Annotated in this window: 12 protein-coding genes and 1 pseudogene; 7 read left to right on the top strand and 6 right to left on the bottom strand. The window is 75.8% G+C overall.

Annotated elements, in window-relative coordinates; translation table 11 throughout:
* The first annotated feature begins 102 nt into the window (after positions 1-102).
* A complete protein-coding gene (locus tag H7H31_RS17075) occupies positions 103-846 on the top strand; it encodes an SDR family oxidoreductase (protein WP_187059828.1) in 744 nt (247 codons plus the stop codon).
* Positions 847-929: 83 nt separating this feature from the next.
* Here the strand turns inward: H7H31_RS17075 and H7H31_RS17080 are convergent.
* A pseudogene (locus H7H31_RS17080) lies at positions 930-1,826 on the bottom strand (LysR family transcriptional regulator).
* Between the two features lie 160 nt (positions 1,827-1,986).
* Positions 1,987-2,154 carry a hypothetical protein gene (locus H7H31_RS17085; protein WP_187059829.1) on the bottom strand — a complete coding sequence of 56 codons (168 nt, stop codon included), beginning with the start codon at positions 2,152-2,154 and terminating at the stop codon, positions 1,987-1,989.
* Between the two features lie 470 nt (positions 2,155-2,624).
* Between H7H31_RS17085 and H7H31_RS17090 the strand changes: the two genes are divergently transcribed.
* The 3 genes from H7H31_RS17090 to H7H31_RS17100 all read left to right on the top strand — a co-directional run bounded on the left by H7H31_RS17090 (position 2,625) and on the right by H7H31_RS17100 (position 5,944).
* Complete coding sequence (locus H7H31_RS17090) at positions 2,625-2,939, top strand: hypothetical protein (protein ID WP_176162795.1); 315 nt, start codon at positions 2,625-2,627, stop codon at positions 2,937-2,939.
* Between the two features lie 913 nt (positions 2,940-3,852).
* Positions 3,853-5,064 (top strand): DUF1906 domain-containing protein, encoded by a 1,212-nt coding sequence (locus tag H7H31_RS34800; RefSeq protein ID WP_308284216.1) that lies wholly within the window; start codon positions 3,853-3,855, stop codon positions 5,062-5,064.
* A gap of 340 nt (positions 5,065-5,404) precedes the next feature.
* A complete protein-coding gene (locus H7H31_RS17100; RefSeq protein ID WP_187062340.1) occupies positions 5,405-5,944 on the top strand; it encodes a SigE family RNA polymerase sigma factor in 540 nt (179 codons plus the stop codon).
* A 107-nt stretch (positions 5,945-6,051) separates the two neighbouring features.
* On the opposite strand, the gene H7H31_RS17105 is transcribed toward H7H31_RS17100, so the two are convergent.
* Complete coding sequence (locus H7H31_RS17105; RefSeq protein ID WP_187062341.1) at positions 6,052-6,381, bottom strand: hypothetical protein; 330 nt, start codon at positions 6,379-6,381, stop codon at positions 6,052-6,054.
* A gap of 548 nt (positions 6,382-6,929) precedes the next feature.
* On the opposite strand from H7H31_RS17105, the gene H7H31_RS17110 reads away from it, so the two are divergent.
* The 3 genes from H7H31_RS17110 (at position 6,930) to H7H31_RS17120 (ending at position 9,768) form a co-directional block, all read left to right on the top strand.
* Complete coding sequence (locus H7H31_RS17110; RefSeq protein WP_187062342.1) at positions 6,930-7,349, top strand: helix-turn-helix domain-containing protein; 420 nt, start codon at positions 6,930-6,932, stop codon at positions 7,347-7,349.
* Positions 7,350-7,352: 3 nt separating this feature from the next.
* On the top strand, positions 7,353-7,550 hold the full coding sequence (locus H7H31_RS17115) for a hypothetical protein (RefSeq protein ID WP_187062343.1): 198 nt from the start codon (positions 7,353-7,355) through the stop codon (positions 7,548-7,550).
* 565 nt (positions 7,551-8,115) lie between these two features.
* Positions 8,116-9,768: a long-chain fatty acid--CoA ligase gene (locus tag H7H31_RS17120; RefSeq protein ID WP_187062344.1), complete on the top strand. Its 1,653-nt coding sequence runs from the start codon at positions 8,116-8,118 to the stop codon at positions 9,766-9,768.
* A 96-nt stretch (positions 9,769-9,864) separates the two neighbouring features.
* Here H7H31_RS17120 and H7H31_RS17125 read toward each other — a convergent pair whose 3' ends face one another.
* The 3 genes from H7H31_RS17125 to H7H31_RS17135 all read right to left on the bottom strand — a co-directional run bounded on the left by H7H31_RS17125 (position 9,865) and on the right by H7H31_RS17135 (position 18,692).
* Positions 9,865-11,064, bottom strand: a complete 1,200-nt coding sequence (locus tag H7H31_RS17125; protein WP_187062345.1) for a polysaccharide lyase family 7 protein — start codon at positions 11,062-11,064, stop codon at positions 9,865-9,867.
* Positions 11,065-11,441: 377 nt separating this feature from the next.
* On the bottom strand, positions 11,442-13,103 hold the full coding sequence (locus tag H7H31_RS17130; RefSeq protein ID WP_187062346.1) for an ABC-F family ATP-binding cassette domain-containing protein: 1,662 nt from the start codon (positions 13,101-13,103) through the stop codon (positions 11,442-11,444).
* A gap of 624 nt (positions 13,104-13,727) precedes the next feature.
* Positions 13,728-18,692, bottom strand: a complete 4,965-nt coding sequence (locus tag H7H31_RS17135; protein WP_187062347.1) for a PAS domain-containing protein — start codon at positions 18,690-18,692, stop codon at positions 13,728-13,730.
* Positions 18,693-18,905 lie beyond the last annotated feature (213 nt).

Here is an 18,905-nt window from a genome sequence, read left to right on the forward strand (position 1 = left end):
GGAACTGGCGGCGCCCGGGAATTCGCGGGTGGGGCGGGCTGCGGAATATCCGCGAGTTCGTGATGCGTGAGAAGAGCGGTCAGAGCGAGAAGAGGGTTGGGCATGGGGAAGTACAGCGGGAAGAACGTCGTGATCACGGGTGGCGGCAGCGGCATGGGGCTGGCGATGGCGGAGCTGCTGGTGGCGGACGGGGCGCGGGTGGTGATCACCGGCCGTTCGCGGGCCACCCTCGACGCCGCGCGGGAGCGGCTCGGCGAGAACGCGATGGCCGTCCGTGGCGACGTGGCCGTACTCGCCGACCTGGACGCGCTGGCCGACCGGGTGAAGGGCGAATTCGGCTCGGTCGACGCCCTGTTCGTCAACGCCGGCGTCGCGGCGCTCACGCCCTTCGAGTCGACGACCGAGGAGGCGTACGACGAACTGTTCGCCGTCAACGTCAAGGGCGCCTACTTCACGGTGCAGAAGCTCGCCCCGTTGCTGAGCGCGGGCGCGGGCGTCGTCCTCACCACGTCGGTCGCCAACGTCATGGGCGTGCCGGACGCCAGTGTCTACGCGGCCGGCAAGGCGGCGCTGCGCTCGATGGCCCGCAGCCTCTCCCGGGAGCTGCTGCCGCGCGGAATCCGGGTCAACGCGGTCAGCCCCGGTCCCATCGACACGGGGGTGCTGCAGCGGGCGATGAGCGCGGAGGCCGCCGAGGAGTTCACGGCGCGGCAGGTCGCGGGCGTTCCCATGCGGCGCTTCGGCACCGTCGAAGAGGTGGCCAGGGCAGCCGCGTTCCTCGCCTTCGACGCCACGTACACCACCGGCGCCGAACTCGCCGTGGACGGCGGCGCCACCCAGCTCTGAGCCGGCTGTCCCAGCCCCAGCCCTCAGCCCCCAGCCCTCAGCCGGTAGCCGTCGGTGCTCGGTCCGCGGGCGTCAGGCGCGGGTCAGGGGGCCGGTGTGAGGGAGGCGGGCCGGGGCCAGGACTCCTGGCGGAGGAGTTCGAGCAGCGCCGTCTCGGCGGGGCCCGCGGCCTGTCGGACCACGGCGATGACGGGGTGGGAGACGGGCGGGTCCACCGGGCGCACCAGGTGCGCGTGCTCGTGTGGCACCGCGGAGGCCGGGACGAGCGTCATGCCGAGGCCCTGGGCGGCCCAGCGCGCGGCCGTCGCCGTCTGGGAGACGCGGGCGGCGGTGATCGGGGTGATGTCGTTCTCCCGCGCCACGTTCACCAGCACGCCGTCGAGCGCGCTGTCGCGGTCGAACCGCACCCACGGCTCTCCCGCCAGCGCGCGCAGGTCGACCCGGTCGGCGGCGAGTCGCGGGTGCCCGACGCCCAGCACCACGACGAACTCCTCGTCGCCGAGGTGGTGGGCGTTGGCGGGGCTGCGCTCGCACACCGCCATCAGGGCGAGGTCCAGTACGCCGCGGCGCCCGAGGCGTTCCATCTCGGCGGCGCTCGGCTCCTCGAAGACGGTGACCTCAAGGCGCGGGAAGCGGCGGCGCAGGGCGCTCAGCGCGCCCGGCAACTGCCGGGTGCCGAAGCCCATCTGCACCGACACCACCAGTTCGCCCACCAGCTCGTCCGCTCCGGCCCGGGCCGTCGCCCGCGCCCGGCGCGACGCGTTGACCGCGATCTCCGCCTCCCGCAGGAACGCGCGGCCGACCACGGTCGGCACCAGGCCGGTCGGCGTGCGGGCGAACAACTCCACGCCCAGCTCCCGCTCCAGGCCGCGGATCTGCTAGGACACCGAGGGCTGGGCCACGTGCAGCCGCTCCGCCGCCGCCGTGACCGACCCCTCCTCGGCCACGGCCAGGGCGTACTCGTACTGGCGAAGACTCATTGGCTCCCGGCCTCCCGGCCTCTTTGCGCGGTCCGTCCCGTCGCGGGCTGTGCGGAGGTACGTAACCCGCGGCCGGCGGCGGAGATTCCCGCGCTCGCCGCACCGGGGCGCCCGGGGGGCGCACCAGGGCGTGGCGGGGCGTGGCGGGGCGGCCGGTCGGTCAGGCGTATCGGCGCTTGTGGTCGCCGGTGGGGAGGTAGGTGCGCAGGCACGTCGTGCAGTACCAGAGCCAGCGGTCCTCCTTGCCGGATCTGATCGCGCTCGTGTCCTTCCACAGCGGGCGGGTTCCGCAGGTGGGGCAGTGCGGGGGCCTCTGCACGGTGCTCACGTAGGTCTCCTGGGGCGCGGTCCTGGCCGCCGCCCATGGTGCGGGGCGAACCGTGGGGGCGGGTCGCGGACGCCGTGGGCACTACCCGTACGGGGGAGGGGCGCGGGCCCTTGTTCGGTATCGGGGCCCGGGCGCCGGTGAGCCTGCCGGTGGGGTGGGTGTGACCGGCGTGCGCCGGGCACGCGCCGTGCGGTGGCGGGCGCACGGGAGCGGTCTGGCGTGGGGGCGGCGCGGGGCGTACGGGGAGCGGCGCGGGCGCGGTGCGAGGCGCAACGGAGCGTGACGGCGGGCCAGTTGGGGTGAGCGGGTTTAGGGGTGAAGCGTCATGCTTGCGGGGGAATCGGGGGCTGCGCGGCGTTCACGGCAGGCCCGGTGGGCAACTCTGGTCTCGCGACGTCGACACGGCGGCGAGGCGGTGGGCCCACTTCCTTGCCCGATGACCAACGCCCGTGATTCCAGGAGGAATTGACATGGCAAGCACTCGCACCGCACGCGTTCTGGCGGCCGTCGCCGCGCTCCCGTTGGCCATCGTCCTCATGGGTGGGGTGGCCCAGGCGGACAGCGGCGCCCTCGCGGCCGGCCTCTCGAAGGCCGAGTCGAACGACGGCGACGCCGCGCTGATCGGTAGCGGGGCCGGGCTGAACCTCGGGAACTCGACCACGACGCAGCAGAACGCCAACGGCTCGGGGGCCACGAACAACAACAACGACGCGAGCGTCATCGGTTCGGGCCTCACCCCGATCAGCCAGCACAACACCAACGTGAGCTTCGGCCCCCTGTGGTGAGGCGGTGAGCGGGAGGTGAGTCTCGGGCCGCTGGTGCGCGGCGACGAGGCCGGCATGAGGTGATCGGTCGCGCGGCGGTGCCCTTCGGGGCCCGCCGCGCGACTGTCGTGCGCCCCGGGCGCCGGCCTGCCCCGCGCACCGGCCCGCCGCGACCGCGGCCGTCGGCATGGGCGCCGGCATGGGCGTCGGCGCCGGCGTACGCGTCGCGTCGCCGGGGCGCCTGGCGGCGGGCGGGCATCCACCCGGGCGCGCGGGCCTCGCGGACGGGCCCGGGGCGGGTCGGGCCTTCGAGGGGGTCGGCCCCCGGACGGTCCGGCCCCCGGGCGCGCCGGAGCGCGACCCGCGCCCGGAGCCGGCCGACCCGCGCGGGAGCGCGGACGCGCGCCGGAGCCGGGCCGGAGCCGGTATGGGAGGCGGGGCGCGGCGGCGCGAGGCCGCAGGACGGCGAACCGGGCCGTAGCGAAACCGGGGCCGAGCCCGGACCCGGCAGCCGAGCGCGGACCCGACTGCCGGGCGCGAGCCGGTCGCCCGGGGCGGGCTGCCCGGGGCGGGCTGCCCGGGGCGGGGGCGGGTGCCGCCGGGGTACCACGTCCGGGCTAGGTCGGGGTCGCGATCGCGGGGGCAGACGGCTGAACGACAGGCGTGTCTGCGGGCGCCACGGTGGGGCGGTGCCTTCACTCCTTTTATGGGACAAACGTATGGCACGCGCGGGCAGGGCCCGCGGTCTTGGCGTCTGCGACGCCGCCGGCCCCTCGGGCCCCTCAGACAGCCCGTGCAGGGCCGCCCGCACCGGAGCACGTGGCTGCGGCGGCTGGGACCGCCGCGGCGTCGACCGCCCTGGCTGTTGCCGCGCCAGGGGCCGCCGCCCCAGCGTCCGGGGTGGTGCCGCCGCTCCGGGCGGCTGGCCGGGGCCGTGATCGCGGTACTGACGGCGCTCGCCTCGCTGTGCGGCGTGCTGGTGGCCGGCCCGGTGTCGGTGGCGGAGGACCGTACGTACGGGCGCACGGGCGACGACTTCCTGCCCCACACCCTGCCGACCGGCGTCGACCCGGCCCACCCGCTGTCGGTCGACTCCCCCCTCCTGCGGACCTCGCCCGCCCGCACGGCCCGGCTCGCGCCCATGGGCGCGGAGTGGCGGGCCGCCCCCGTCCGCGTCCCGTACAAGACGCCCCCCGAGCCCCCCGCCGCGCACCGCCCGGCCACCGAGCCGAAGACGGAGCGGCCCATGACTGACCAGCCGAAGCCGCACCAGCCGAAGCCGCACCAGCCGAAACTCCAGCAGCCGAAGCCCCAGCAGCCCCAGGTCCAGCAGCCCCCGGGGAACAAGCCCAAGGCGCCCAAGCCGAAGGTCGACCGGCCCGTGGCGGACACGTCCACGGTCGACGAGACCAAGGCGGGCGGAGCGCAGCGGAAGATCTTCCAGGGCTGGGCGTTCGACCGGTGCCAGGCGCCGTCGGTGAGCACCATGCGGGCCTGGCTCGCCTCGCCGTACCGTGGCGTCGGCGTCTACTTCGGGGGCCGCGGCCGACACTGCAAGAACCAGAGACACCTCAACAAGAGCTGGCTGCGCGCGACCAAGCAGATGGGCTGGAACGTCCTTCCCATCTACGTCGGCTCCCAGTCGCCCTGCGTGATCGCGAACATCAAGCGGAAGTTCACGATCGGGGGCAACGCCTGGGCGCAGGGCCGACAGGAGGCGCGGGACGCGGTGAACCAGGCGCGCAGGCTGGGCATGGCCCCGGGCAGCGCGCTCTACCTCGACATGGAGGCGTACCGCCTCGGGCAGCGCCGCTGCGCCCGCACCACGCTGGCCTTCGTGCGCTCGTGGAACCGCGAGGTGCGCCAGCAGAACTACGTGCCGGGGTTCTACAGCAGCGCCAACTCGGGCGTGCGCCACATGGAGCGGGCCCGCAAGGCGGGGGAGCGGGACCTGCCGGAGGTCATGTGGTTCGCGCGCTGGAACGTACCCCCGTCGTTGTACGGCGAGAAGTGGTTGGACCGCCGCGCCTGGCACCCGAACCGGCGTATCCACCAGTACGCGGGTGACGTCACCGAGCGGCACGGGGGCCGCCGGCTCGCCATCGACCGCAACCGCGTCGACGCCCCCGTGGCGATCATCCGCTGAGGCCGGGTCCGGCGCCCCGCCACCGCCCTGACCACCGCGCACCGGCCCCCGTCGCCGGTGGGCGGGGCGGTCAGGCGGGGGCGGGGCGGCGGCGCGTCCGGGGCGCGGCTCATACCTGGGTCTCACGGCCGGTGACGCGTCCCGGGCCCGACGGGGCAGGCGTGGCAGGCGGGGGCGCGCGGAATCCGTGGCCCACGCCCCGCGACGCAACCCTGACAGACCCTGAGGGCCCTCCGCCCGTAGGAGGTGATGCCAGCACTACCCGTACAACCAGAGGCGGACTTTCCTTCGGCACCTGCGGCCGATCCGCGGGAGGGACTCCGCTTCTAGCGTTAACGGCATGACCACGCCTGTGTGCAACAGCGCATCCACTGCTAGCACCTCCGGGTTCCCGTCGTTCACGTCCTACGTGCGGGACCGCGGCCCGGTGCTGCTGCGTACCGCCCGCTCGCTGACCGCGAACCCGAGCGACGCGGAAGACCTGCTTCAGACGGCGCTCACCAAGACGTACCTGGCGTGGGAGCGAATAGAGGACCACCGCGCGCTGGACGGTTACGTGCGCCGGGCCCTGGTCAACACGCGCACGTCGCAGTGGCGCAAGCGCAAGGTGGACGAGTTCGCCTGCGAGGAGCTGCCGGAGCCCGACCCGACGCCTGCGCCCGACCCGGCCGAGCAGCAGGTGTTGCGTGACGCGATGTGGCGGGCGGTGGTGCGGCTTCCGGACCGGCAGCGCGCCATGGTCGTCCTGCGGTACTACGAGGACCTGAGCGAGGCCCAGACCGCCGAGGTGCTCGGGGTCTCGATCGGCACCGTGAAGAGCGCCGTGTCCCGCGCGCTCGGCAAGCTCCGCGAGGACCCGGAGCTGAGCCGGGCCGCGTAGCGTGATCCGGCTCCGCGCGTGGCCCGCCCAGCCGTGGTGGCCCGGGCCGAGCCACCCGTGGCCCACGTGCGCCGGGGCGGTGGGCCCGGTCCGTACGGGTAGGGGCGTCAGACGGCCGGTCCGTACGGCGGAGCGGTGAGCGCGTGCCCGGGCGACGTGGGCGTCGTCGCGGCGTGGACCGTCACGGGCGTGCTGGTGTGCGGCGTGGGAGTCGGGGCGGAGCACCTCCGGTCGTCGACCAGGATCACGAGCGTGACCGGCTGTGGCGTGCCGCCGGTGGTGGTGTGGGCGGGGGCGAGCAGCAGGGCGGCGACCGCGGGCACCAGGCCCGCGAGGTCGCGGACGACCCGTAGGGCGCTGAACGCGTGGGCGGCGCGGAGTCGGGTGCGGAGTCCTCCGGTGCGGGATCTGGCGGGGTGCGTGGGCTGAGTGGTCACGTCCAGTGCCTTTCCGAGATGGCGTGCGGGTCGTCCCGGGCGCGGACCGGGGCGGCCCCTTTTCCCTGTTTCTCTGTTTCCTCTGTTGCCTCTGTGCGTGTTCGTCCCGCGTGTGCGGTCAGGCGGCGTCGCGTGCCCGGGTGGCGCGGCGCGCCACCTCGGTCGCTCCGGCCGGTCAGGAGCCGACTCGACGGTCGCCACGACCGGTGCGCGGTGCTGTCGCGGCGATCGACGGTGTGCGGCGCTCGCGCGTGACGGCACCACGGGTTCGCGCCGGTCATCCATGGCGGGCCGCCCGACGACATCTAATTATCGTGCGTGAAAGAAAATTATCATAGACGTTCGCACGTGAAAGTTCGGGTGAGGGTGCGTCAGGAACATGTCCGGTGTTTCGGGATTGACAGCGAGGTCAGCGCGTCGCAGAATCGCATGGCCGTTCGGAACAAGCTGTTCCATAGCGATGAGTGGAGTGTGTACCGTATGGATTGAGCCGACTAGTGGCCGGAACATGGCGGGCGTGAATCTGTCACGACCGGTACATTGCATGCGTGAAAAATGTACCCACCTTTGGTGACTGGCTACGCGACCGTCTGATCGCTCGCGGCTACGACCTCGGCCCCCGGGGAGGTGGCCGCAGCCGGTTCGCCGAGCACGCCGGCATCTCGCCTCCCACCGTCGGACGCCTGCTGCGCGGCGACCACGCCGCGGCGGACATGCGCGTCCTCGCGGCGGTCGCGGACGCGCTCGACGTCCCGTTCGTCGACGTCCTCACCCATGCGCGCGTCCTCACGGCTGACGACGTGGAAGCCATCCGGCGACACGCCCCTACTCCCCCGACCCTCACGCCCGAACAGGCCGCCGACGGCCTCGGCATCGTGGACCCGGAACCACGCCGGGTCTTCCTCGCCACCGTCGCGGCCCTACGCCCACTCTCGGCCGCGACGGAGCGGCACCAGCAACAGGAGTAGACCGTGACTCGCACCCGCACCACGTTCCGCCTCACCACAGCCGTGCTGGTGACAGCGGTCGTCACGACCGTCGTGACGCGGACGGCTGAGCGGCGGAGGTGCGCGCGGGTCATCGTCCAGGCGGAGCGGGTCGCCTACCGGCACGGGGTACGACACATGACGGACGGGTGCCTGGCGGCCGGATGCCTGTGCCGCGCCTGAGCGGACGGACCCACGCCCACGCGGCCCAAGCCGACCAAGCCGCCCGCGCGCCACCCGAGCCACGTGTTTCCCGCACCACCCCGCGCGCCCGCGCCGCCCCGCGCGTCACCGGAGCCACCCGCGCGCCGGAACGTCACCCGCGACCCTCGCGCGCCCCGCGCCACCCGGCTCCCCGCGCCGCTTCCCCGCCGCAGCCGCAGCCGCTTCCCCGCCGCAGCCGCGGCGCCGGCCTGCCCGCGTCCGCAGCCCCCGCCTGCCTGCCCGCGTCCGCGCGCGTCTTCGCCAGCCCGACCGATCCCAGGCGCGCTGCCAGCCGGTGGACGTAGCGGAACTCACACTTCCGCCCACCGCCCGGCCGCCCCGCGTCGCCGCGCGGCCCGTGCCCGCTCTGTTGCCGGCCTCGCGGCCCGTGCCGGCGGTCGCCGGGGGTCGCGCGCCGCCGCGCCGGGCGTCCGAAACGGGTCCCGGCGTCACCCCGTAGTAGTGACATCCCACCGGGTGACTGCGATATTGCAGCCCATCCCTTACTCGCGCGTAACCCTCACTCGTTTTCTGGGAGGCCCCGGTGCTGAGCACGATGCAGGACGTACCGCTGACGGTCAGTCGCTTGCTGCGGCACGGTTCGGTGGTGCACGGCGACTCGCAGGTCATCACCTGGACCGGGGACGCGGCGCCCGAGCGGCGGACGTTCGCCGAGATCGGCCGGCGCTGCGCGCGACTCGCGCACGCGCTCCGCGACGAGCTGGGGGTACGGGGCGACCAGCGCGTGGGAACCCTCATGTGGAACAACAGCGACCACATGGAGGCGTACCTGGCCGTCCCGTCCATGGGCGCCGTCCTGCACACGTTGAACCTGCGCCTCCCCGCCGACCAGCTCACCTGGATCGTGAACCACGCGGCGGACCGGGTGCTGATCGTCAACGGTTCGCTGTTGCCGCTGCTCGCGCCGCTGTTGCCGCACCTGCCGACCGTGGAGCACGTGGTGGTGGCCGGGCCCGGCGACCGGTCGGTGCTCGCGGACGCGCGACCGCAGGTGCACGAGTACGAGGAGTTGCTGGCCGGGCGGGAGACCGGCTTCGACTGGCCGGAGCTGGACGAGCGCGAGGCCGCGGTGCTCTGCTACACCTCCGGGACCACGGGTGACCCCAAAGGCGTCGCGTACAGCCACCGCTCCATCTACCTGCACGCCCTGCAGGTCAACAACGCCGAGGCGTTCGCGATGACCGTCGCGGACACCATGTTGCCCGTGGTGCCGATGTTCCACGTGAACGCGTGGGGGTTGCCGCACGCCGCGTTCATGGCCGGCACCACACTCCTGATGCCGGACCGGTTCCTCCAGCCCGCGCCGCTCGCCGAGATGATCGAGACCGAGCGCCCCACGCTGGCCGCCGCCGTGCCCACCATCTGGCAGGGGCTGCTGGCCGAGCTGGACGCGCGGAAGCGGGACGTGGCCTCGCTGCGCAGCGTCATCATCGGCGGCGCCGCCTGCCCGCCGTCCCTGATGCGGGCGTTCTGGGAACGGCACGCGATCCGCGTCCTGCACGCCTGGGGCATGACCGAGACCTCGCCGCTCGGCTGCATCGCCCACCCGCCGAAGGGCCTGTCCGAGGAGGAGGAGTGGGCCTACCGGCAGACCCAGGGGCGCTTCCCGGCCTCGGTGGAGGCCAGGCTCGCCGGCGCGGACGGCACGTTCCAGCCGTGGGACGGGAAGTCGACGGGCGAGCTCGAGGTGCGCGGGCCGTGGATCGCGGCGGCGTACTACGGGGGCGCGGCCGGGGTGCCGCTGCGCCCGGAGGACAAGTTCAGCCCGGACGGCTGGCTGCGCACCGGCGACGTCGGCACGATCACGCCGGACGGCTACCTCACGCTGACCGACCGGGCCAAGGACGTCATCAAGTCCGGCGGCGAGTGGATCTCCTCGGTGGAGCTGGAGAACCACCTGATGGCCCACCCGGGGGTGGCGGAGGCGGCCGTGGTGGCGGTGCCGGACGAGAAGTGGGGCGAGCGCCCGCTGGCGACGGTGGTGCTCAGGGATGGCGCCGCCGTGGACTACGCGCAGCTGCGGGCCTTTCTCGCCGAGCGCGTCGCGCGCTGGCAGTTGCCCGAGCGCTGGGCGCTGGTGCCCGCGGTGCCCAAGACGAGCGTGGGCAAGTTCGACAAGAAGGTGATCCGCAGGCAGTACGCGGACGGCGAGCTGGACGTGCGCCAGCTCGGCTGACGGCGCCGGGGGCGGCGACGCGGGCGGTGCCCCGCCCGCGTCGCCGCCCCCGTTCCCGCTCGCCCCGCCCTCGCTCAGTCCTCGCTCAGTCCTCGCTCAGTCGTGGCGCACGGTCAGGTGGTGGATGTTGGTCTCGCCGTAGTTGCTGGAGCTGCACGGCTTGGAGTTGTCGCAGTTCGCCTGCGTGTAGGCGCCGGCCTTGAAGTAGTTGCCGGAGCCGGAGTGCGAGATCGTGGTCTGCAACTCGCCGTTGTAGTACACCTTGACCTTGCCGCCCCCGGCCACGAACTTGGCCTCGAAGACCGTGCCGAGCTGGTAGTCGTCGTCGACCAGCTTGTGGCGCGTGGTGTCCTCCTTGGTGACGTAGAGCTTCTTGCCCTCAAGGCGGAAGACGGTGAGGTCGTCGTCCCCGCCGTGGATCTGGGCGCCGACCACGTACGGACGCTCGTTGGGCAGGTGGGTGAACGCCTCGCGGACGATCATCGTGTGGGTGCCCGACGTCGTGGACCAGCTCGCCTTGTCCTTGCCGCCGTTCTTCATCTCGCGCAGCTCGGACCGGGGGTTCTTGGAGCCGCTGGTGGTGACCCCGTTGACCGGCGCGCGGAACTGCACGGCCTTGCCGCCCGGTGCGACCTTGAAGTACGGGTCGTGCGAGTAGCGGGCCAGCTCCGGCTGGGTGATCTCGGTGGGGCGCTCGTCCTCGCCGATGGGCAGGGTCTGCTTCCAGTTGGTGAGGTCGAGCACGTCCGCCGGCACCCGGGCGTCCCCGTCGCCGTCGGAGGTGCCGCCCCAGACCTGCACCTCGGTCAGGCTGTTCCAGGTGCCGGTGGTGCCGTCCTCGCCCGCGTACCCGTGGCCCACGTAGCGGATCTTGGACGTCTCGACGGGGCGGATCGTGAACGACTCCAGGCCCGTGCCGGAGCCGCTGCTGCTGCCGTCGAAGGCGGTGGACCAGGAGGAGCCGGTCCAGTACTGGAGCTGGAACCGGTTGCGGCGGCTGTCGCCCCGGTAGGTGGCCAGCTTGACCTGGCTCACGGTCTTGGTGGCGCCGAGGTCGAGTTGGAGCCAGGCTCCGTCGCCCTCGCCCGACCAGCGGGTGTCGAAGTCGTCGTCCACGACGTTGGCGGGCGCGTTGTCGTCGCTCGTGCTCGCGGTGACCGCGCCGGCGCCTGGGGTGAGTTCGGCCTCGGCGGCGCGCGCGGCGCTCGGCGCGGCGGTGAGCGCGGCGAGCGAGGCGGCGAGGGCCGTGGCGACGGCCAGCGCCGTACGGCATCGCGGCGTGAAGGTATCGGCCATGGGGAACTGTTCCTCTTCCTCGTCGGGATCGTCCTGTGCCCCCCGCGCCGGTGGGCGGCGGGGGACGGCCGGGCGCTGCGGAGGCCACGGGGACCGTCGCGCCTCCCCTCGCGACCGGCACCCGCCGACCGAGCCGGCCCCCCGACCCCCGTGCGGTGGGCGACACGGCGGGCGATACGGCGAGCGGTGCGGCGGGCGACGCCGGATCGTCGGCGTTCCCCGTGGCTTCCGGCCTCCATCCCAGGCCGGCGCGGGTTGTTCAGCAAGCCGCCGCGGGCTCGGTGAACAATCCCGCCCCCTGCCCGTCACCGGCCCGCCCCCGGCCCGGCGCCCCGCCATGCGCCAGGCCACCGCCCCGGGGCGGTGTACGGGGCCCGCTACGGGCGTGGGCCCGTGGCCGACAGCGGGAGCCGGTGCGGCGCCAGGGCCAGGTGCGGCCAGGAGCTGACGTCGCGTTGGAGCTGGCGGTCGTGGGTGGCCAGGACGACGGCCGCGGCGGTGGCCCGCAGCGCCTCGGTGAGTTCGTCGACCAGGGCGATGGACAGGTGGTTGGTGGGCTCGTCGAGCAGCAGGACGTGCGGCCGGGACGCGAGGGCCAGCGCGAGGTCGAGGCGCCGCTGCTGGCCCATCGACAACTCGGCCACCGGCCTGTTCGCGTCCCGCGCGCCGAGCAGCCCCAGCGCGCCGAGCCCGACGACCTCGCCCGCCGCCAGGACGCCGGCGCTGACCAGCCGCGCGGTGTGCGCCTCGTACAGCTCGCGGGCCCGCTCGCCGGTGGCGCGCGGCGACTCCTGCCCGAGCAGGTGGAGGCGGACGCCGTGCGGCCGGTGCACCCGGCCCGCGCCGGGGGCGAGTTCGCCGGCCAGTACGGCCAGGAGCGTGGACTTGCCCGCGCCGTTGGGACCGCTGACGACCAATCGGTCGCCCGACTCCAGGGCCAGGTTGACCGGCCGGTGCAGCCGCCCGGCCACGGCCACCTCGTCCGCGCGCAGCAGCACGACGCCGGGCCGGGCCGGCAGTTCGGGCAGCGCCAGGTGACGCGGTGGCACCGGCGCGGTGACCCGGTGTCGGGCCAGGTCGTCCTGGCGCCGGTGCACGGCGCGGGCCAACGAGCCGGCGCGGGTGGCGCGCTGGTGCTTGCCGGTGCCCTTGTCGGGGCGCCAACCGGTGCTGAGCCGGTTCTGCGCCTCGGACAGCGCCTGCGCGAGCCGCACGTGCTCGGCCTGCTGCTGCTCGTACTCCGCCGCCCAGCGGGCCCGTTCGGCCGCGCGACCCTCCCGGTACCCGTCGTACCCGCCGCCGTAGACGCGCGGCCGGCCGTCCCGGGTGGGGTCCAGGTCGAGCACGTGGGTGGCCACGTCCGCGAGCAGTGCCCGGTCGTGGCTGACCACGACGGAGCCGCCGGTGTGCGCGCGCAGCCGCTCGGTGAGGAAGTGGAGCCCGGCGAGGTCGAGGTGGTTGGTCGGCTCGTCCAGGAGCAGGAAGTCGTCGTCGGCGCCGAGCAGGCAGGCCAGCCGGACCCGGTAGCGCTGGCCGATGGAGAGCGTGTCGAGCGGGCGGGCGCGGTCGCTGACCGCGCCGAGGCCGGCGAGCGCCACGTCGACCCGGCGGTCGGCGTCCCAGGCGTCCAGCGCCTGCGCCGCCTCCAGGGCGTTCGCGTACGCCGCGTCGGCGCCGGGCCGGCCGGCGGCCAGGGCGGCAGCGGCGGTGTCGAGGTCGCGTACGGCGGCGCGGGCGTCGGCGAGGTGTTCGTCGATGAAGTCGCCGACGGTGCGCCCGTCGTCGGCGGGCATCTGCTGTTCGGCCAGCGCGAGGGTCCCCACGCGGTGCACGGTCCCCGCGTCCGGCACCAGGGCGCCGGCCAGGACGTGCAGCAGGGTGGACTTGCCGCGGCCGTTCTCGCCGACGACGCCCCAGCGCGACCCTGGCGAGACCTGGAGGTCGAGGTGGCGCAGCACGGTGCGGCCACCGCGCGCGACGTGGACGTCGGCGCACGTCAACTGGGCCCGGTCGCGGGCGGGCAAGGCAAGGGTGGGCATGGTGTTCTTCCTCCGGAAGCGGGCGCACGGCACCCGCGTACGGGAGGGGAGGCCACCCGCGTACGAGGGGAGTGACCAGCCGCGTACGAGCGGGGTGTGTGTGCGCCTTCGGGCTGACGGGCGGCCCGGCCCGCGACGGGGCGGGGCCGTGGACGATGTCACGGCTCTCGGCGCGCCCACCACGAGGGGGGAGCGGCGGAGCCGGTGGCCCGATCAGAGGAAGAACAGATACTGCATACGTATCAGGCTAACAGCCGGTGCTCCGGCCCGGCCCGTGGATTTTCTCGCCGCCGGGCCCGTGGGTCGTCAGACCGCCGGACCCGTGGGGCGTCAGACGCTGGCCAGCAGGAAGTCCTCCCCGCTGGAGGCGCGCAGGCCGTCGGTCCGGTTGGCGAAGTAGCGGTCCGCCAGCGCGGCTCCGGGCAGGTGGCGGGCGGCGGCCGGGTGGGGATCGTCGGGCGCGGGCGCACGGGTGCGCGGCGCGCGGGCGTACGGGCGCGCGGGCGTACGGGCGATGGCTGCGCGGGCGTACGGGCCTACGGCGGCGTGGGCCGGCGCCGTAGGGGTCGCCGGCCAACGGACGCCCGACGAGTGGGCGCCCGCCGGGGTGGGGCCTGGTCGGCGCTAGTTCGTGCCGATCTTGGCGAGGAGGTCCACGATGCGGCCCTGCACCTCGGGGCTGGTCGAGCGTTCGGCCAGAAAGAGCACGGTCTCGCCGGAGCTGAGCCGGGAGAGCTGGCCGGGGTCGATGTCGGCGGAGGTGTAGACGACGAGCGGGGTGCGGTTGAGCAGCCCGTTGCCACGGAGCCAGTCCACGATGCCGGCGCGCCGACGGCGTACCTGCATGAGGTCCATGACCACGAGGTTGGGCCGGGTCTGGGCGGCGAGGTTGACCGCCTCGGCGTCCGTGTTCGCGCGGGCCACCTGCATGCCGCGCCGCTGCAACGTCTCCGACAGCGCGCCCGCGATCGGCTCGTGCTCCTCGATCAGCAGCACCCGTGGCGGGTGCTGCTCGCTGTCGCGCGGGGCCAGCGCCTTGAGCAGCACGGCCGGGTCGGCGCCGTACGCCGCCTCCCGGGTCGCCTGCCCGAGTCCGGCCGTCACCAGCACCGGGACCTCGGCCGCCACCGCTGCCGTCCGCAGCGACTGGAGCGCCGTGCGCGTGATCGGGCCGGTCAGCGGGTCCACGAACAGCGCCGCGGGGTAGGCGGCGATCTGCGCGTCGACCTCCTCGCGCGAGTGCACGATCACCGGCCGGTAGCCCCGGTCGCTCAGCGCCTGCTGCGTGGACATGTCGGGGGCCGGCCAGACCAGCAGCCGGCGCGGGTTGTCCAGCGGCTCGGGCGGCAACTCGTCGTCCATCGGCGGGCGGTGGTCGTCCACGACCTCCACCGCGCCGTTGGGCCCGTCCAGCGGCTCGGGGCCCTCGGCGCCCTCGTCCGGCGCGCCTATGGCGAACGCCCGCCCGGCGCCGGAGGCCAGCCGCTGCTGCGGCTGCTGCTGGCCGGGGTGGTGCGGGGCGGCCTGCGGCATCGGCTGCTGCGCGCGGTGCGGCGGCTGCGCCAGGCCGGGCAGCGCCGCGCCGTCCGGCCGGCCCGTCCCCGTCGGCTCGCCGTCCCGGCCCTGACCTGCGGCATCGGGGCCCGCGTCGGGCCCGTTCGGGTCCGGGTACCCCGCGTCGGGGCGCGCCGCCAGCTTGCGGCGCCGGCCCGAACCGGCCGCCCCGCCCACGGGCGGCTGGCCCGGCTGGCCCGCCCCGTGCGGGGGCTGGCCACCCTGCGCGGGGTGGTGCGGCTGCTGGGGCGGGGCCGTCGGATCGGGGATGGCCTGCGCGAAGGGCATGCCCTGACCGAGCGTGCGCACGCTGATCGGGCGGCCCTGCGTGTCGTGCGAGGGCTCGCCTCGGTGCGGGTCGCCCCGGTGCGGGTCGCCGTGCTGGGGCTCGCCGCGCTGCGGGCCGGTGCCGGGCAGCGCGGGTCGGCCGCCCCACGGGTCGGCAGCGCGGGGCGCGTCGCCGCCCGTGGCGGCCTGCCCGGCGCCGCTCGGGTCGCCGAGCGGGCGCCGCCCGGCCGGTGGCTGCTCGCCGGGCCGGCCGCCCTGCGACCGGGCGTCGGGCTGACCGGGTTGTCCGGGCTGACCCGCATGGCCGGGGTGGCCGGGGTGGCCGCCGTGCCCGGGCTGACCGCCCTGCCCGTCGCTGCCGGGGCGCGGCTGTTCGTCCGCGAGCGGGCGCCGCGCGCGCCGCTGCCCCTGACCCTGCTGGCCGGGCCCCTGCTGGCCCGCGCCGTGCGGCGGTTGCTGGGCCTGCTGTCCCGGCGGGCCCTGGTCGTACGGCCCGTTGCCGACGGCCTGGCCGGGCTGCTGTCCCCGCGCCTCGGGGTCGTGCGGCGCGGCCCACGGAGGCACGGCCTCGGCGCGCGGTTCCGGGACGCCGGGCGGCCACGGCGCGCCCGCCGCGCCGGCGCCGCCGGACTGGCCCGGCCCGCCCTGCGCGGCGGGGCCGGTCGCGCCGTACGCGGACTGCGCGGGCACCATGCCGACCGGGCCGAGGCCCTGCGGCGGCGCGCCCTGGCCTCCCGCGTCCTGCTGGTCGGCCGCCGCCGGCGGCAGCGCGAACGGCACCCGCCCGGCCGCCACCTCGTGCGCCTGCTGCTGCGCCATCGGCTGCTGCCCGGAACCCGCCCGCTGGCCCGGCCCCTGCTCCGGACCCTGGCCCGGGCCCCGCGGGTGCGCCTGCTGCGGTACGGAGTGCTCGGCCGCCTCGCCGAGCGCTCGACGCGCCCGCCGCCGCCCCGTGCCCTGCGGCCCGTCGCCCTGTACCGCCTCGCCCTGCCGCGACCCGTCGCCCGGCTGCTGCGGGTCCATCGCCGCCGCCGGCCCGCCACTGGGCGCGGCGGCCCAACCCCCGGAGCGCGGGTCCGCCCCGGCCTGGCCCGGTTCCTGTTCCGTACGTCCCGTCTCGGGGTTCGCCGGGCGCCCGCCCGGCCGGCCTCCCGCCCCGAGGAGCGCGGCCGGTTCCAGGCCGCCCGGCCCCTGCGGCCCACCCCGCGCGTCGCTCGCGGCGGGCGGCAGCGCCAACGCGCCGCCCTGACCGGCGCCGCCCTGACCAGTACCGGCCGCCAACTGCTCGGGCCGCCGCCCGGGTTGGCCCGCCTGCCCGGCCTGGTTCGCCTGCCCCGCCGCGTCGGCCTGGCCCGGCTGGCCCGGCTGGCCCGCTTGTTCGTGCCGGCCGGCGTGCGCGCCGCGCCGCCCCTCGGCGCCACCGCCCGGCTGACCCGGCTGACCCGGGCCGCCCGGCTGGCCCTGCGCCGGCACGGGGAGCTGGCCGCCGTGTCGCGGGTCGGACTGCTGGCCCGGGCCCGGGGCGGCGGCGTCCGCTTCGCCGCCCTGCGGTCCGCGCCTGGCCCGCCGCCCGGTGGGGGCGGGGCCGCCGGCCGGCAGGCCCTGCGCGGGCACCGGCCGGGCGTCGCCGGCGCGCGGCCCGTCGTCGGGGCCGGCCGGCCCCTCGACGGCGCCCATCTTCCCGGGGTCGCCCGGCGCCTGGCCCGTACCGCCGTCGCCGCGCGCGTGCCGGTTCGCCCGGCGCCGCTGACCGCTGCTGGCCTCGTCCGTCGCCGCCGGCCCGGCCGCGCCCCGCACGCCAGGGCCCACCGGAATGCCGGGCCCGACCGGGATGCCGCCCGCGCCGGCCCCGCCACCCTGGCCAGCGGGCTGTTCCTCGGCGGGGTCACGGCGCGCGCGCCGGCGCCCCGTGGGCCGCTGCCGCACGCCCGCATCGGCGTCGGCGCCACCGTCGTTACCGTCACCACTCCCGGCCGCGCCCGGCGCGCCACCCGGCGTTCCCTGGCCCGCCGCCTCGCCCTCGCCACCCGCGCGCCGCGCCCGCCGCCCGGACGAGTGCGCGCCACCGGCGGCGTCGGCGCCGCCCGCGACGCCCGCGGCCCGCGCGCCGTCCGTACCGCGCGCCGGCTCCTTGGGCACCGGCATCACGGTGGTGGAGTTCTCCTGGTCCACGGGAACGCGCACCGCGCCCGTGCTGTCGTCGGTGTCCGCCCGCCCGCTGGTCAGCGGCTTGCCGTCGGCGGAGACCGGCACTTCGAGCACGTACGCGCTGCCGCCCATGCCCGGCATCTCGTGCGTCTGCAACACGCCGCCGTGCTTGCGGACGATGCCGCGCACGATCGGCTCGTGCACCGGGTCGCCCCCCGGGTGCGGGCCGCGCACCTCGATCCGTACGACATCGCCGCGCTGCGCCGCCGCCACCACGATCGTCGAGTCGCCGGGCGCGGCGGCCGGCTGCGGCGCGCCCCCCGGCGCGCCGTGCGCCCCCGGGTCCGGCACCGCCGCCCCGCCGACCGCCAGCGCGTTGCCGGTCGCGTCCAGCCCGGCGACGTCCGCGATCAGATGGGCGAGCGCCTGCGCCAGCCGTACGGGGTCCACCTCGGCCTCGATGGGCGGCGCGTGCACCGCGAACCGCGCCCGGCCCGGGCCGATGAGTTCGATCGCGCCCTCGACGCCGGCGGCCACCACCGCGTCCAGCGACACCGTCTCGCGCGCGAGCCGCTCCTTGCCGGCCGCGAGCCGCTGGTAGCTGAGGACGTTGTCGACCAACGTCGTCATGCGCGCGTAGCCGGCGGCGAGGTAGTGCAGCACCTGGTTGGCCTCGGGCCACAACTGCCCGGCCGGGTCGGCGGCGAGCCCGCCCAGCTCACCGCGCAGCTCGGCCAGCGGCCCGCGCAGCGAGACGTCGAGCACGGCGAGGAGCTGCGCGTGCCGCGCGGCCAGCGCGTCGTACGAGCGCCGGTCGGTGAACGTCATCACCGCGCCCACCAACTGCTCGCCGTCCCGCACCGGCGCCGTCGTCAGGTCCACCGGCACCGCCCGGCCGTCCTTGGCCCACAGCACCTGCCCCCGCACCCGGTGCTTGCGGCCCGAGCGCAGTGTGTCGGCGAGCGGCGTCTCCTCGTACGGCAACGGCGTGCCGTCCGCGCGCGTGTGCTGGACCAGCGGGTGCAACTCCTGCCCGCCGAGGTCGCTGGCCCGGTAGCCGAGGATCTGCGCGGCCGACGGGTTGACGAGGACGACCTTGCCCTCGATGTCCACGCCCACCACGCCCTCGGCCGCGGCCCGCAGGATCATCTCGGTCTGCCGCTGCTGCCGGGCGAGTTCGGCCTCGGTGTCCAGCGTGCCGGTCAGGTCGCGCACGACGAGCATGAGCAGCTCGTCACCGGTGTAGCTGTGGTGGTCCACGTACGGGGTGCGGCCGTCCTCCAGGTTGGCGCTGGTCACCTCGACCGGGAACTGGATGCCGTCGGTCCGCCGCGCGATCATGCGGGTCGGCTTCGTCCGGACGCCCTCGACCTCGCCGCTCGGCCGCATCGAACCGGGGATGCGCTTGGAGTCGAAGGACGGCAACAGGTCGAGCAACCCCCGCCCGACCAGCGCCGTTCCCGGCGCCTCGAAGGTCTCCAGGGCGATGTGGTTGGCGTTGACGACGGTGCCGTTGGCGTTGACGAGCAACAGGGCGTCGGGCAGCGCGTCGAGTATCGCCGCGAGGCGAGCAGCGCCTCGCGATGGCCTGCTGCTCACGACGACGCTTCCTCCCAGATCTACGCTCCGTGCGGACACCCGGCGCCATCCTGCCGCCCGTCCCGCTGGTGTCACTAGGGGAGGAGTCTACGGGCAGGTGCCCTCGACGCGGCGGCGGATGAGCGTGAGCCGCGACGCGCGTGGCGCACCCTGGGGCAAACCTCGCCGGGCCCCACGCTCGCCCCCGAACCGGGACCAGCCCGACCTCCCCAC

Source organism: Streptomyces buecherae, from assembly GCF_014295035.1.
Classification (GTDB): Bacteria; Actinomycetota; Actinomycetes; order Streptomycetales; family Streptomycetaceae; genus Streptomyces; species Streptomyces youssoufiensis.

What these genes read in the sequence shown, in the direction of transcription:
- H7H31_RS17075 (WP_187059828.1), top strand. Translation starts at nt 103, where the DNA reads ATGGGGAAGTACAGCGGGAAGAACGTCGTGATCACGGGTGGCGGCAGC.
- H7H31_RS17090 (WP_176162795.1), top strand. Translation starts at nt 2,625, where the DNA reads ATGGCAAGCACTCGCACCGCACGCGTTCTGGCGGCCGTCGCCGCGCTC.
- H7H31_RS17100 (WP_187062340.1), top strand. Translation starts at nt 5,405, where the DNA reads ATGACCACGCCTGTGTGCAACAGCGCATCCACTGCTAGCACCTCCGGG.
- H7H31_RS17125 (WP_187062345.1), bottom strand. Translation starts at nt 11,064, where the DNA reads ATGGCCGATACCTTCACGCCGCGATGCCGTACGGCGCTGGCCGTCGCC.
- H7H31_RS17130 (WP_187062346.1), bottom strand. Translation starts at nt 13,103, where the DNA reads ATGCCCACCCTTGCCTTGCCCGCCCGCGACCGGGCCCAGTTGACGTGC.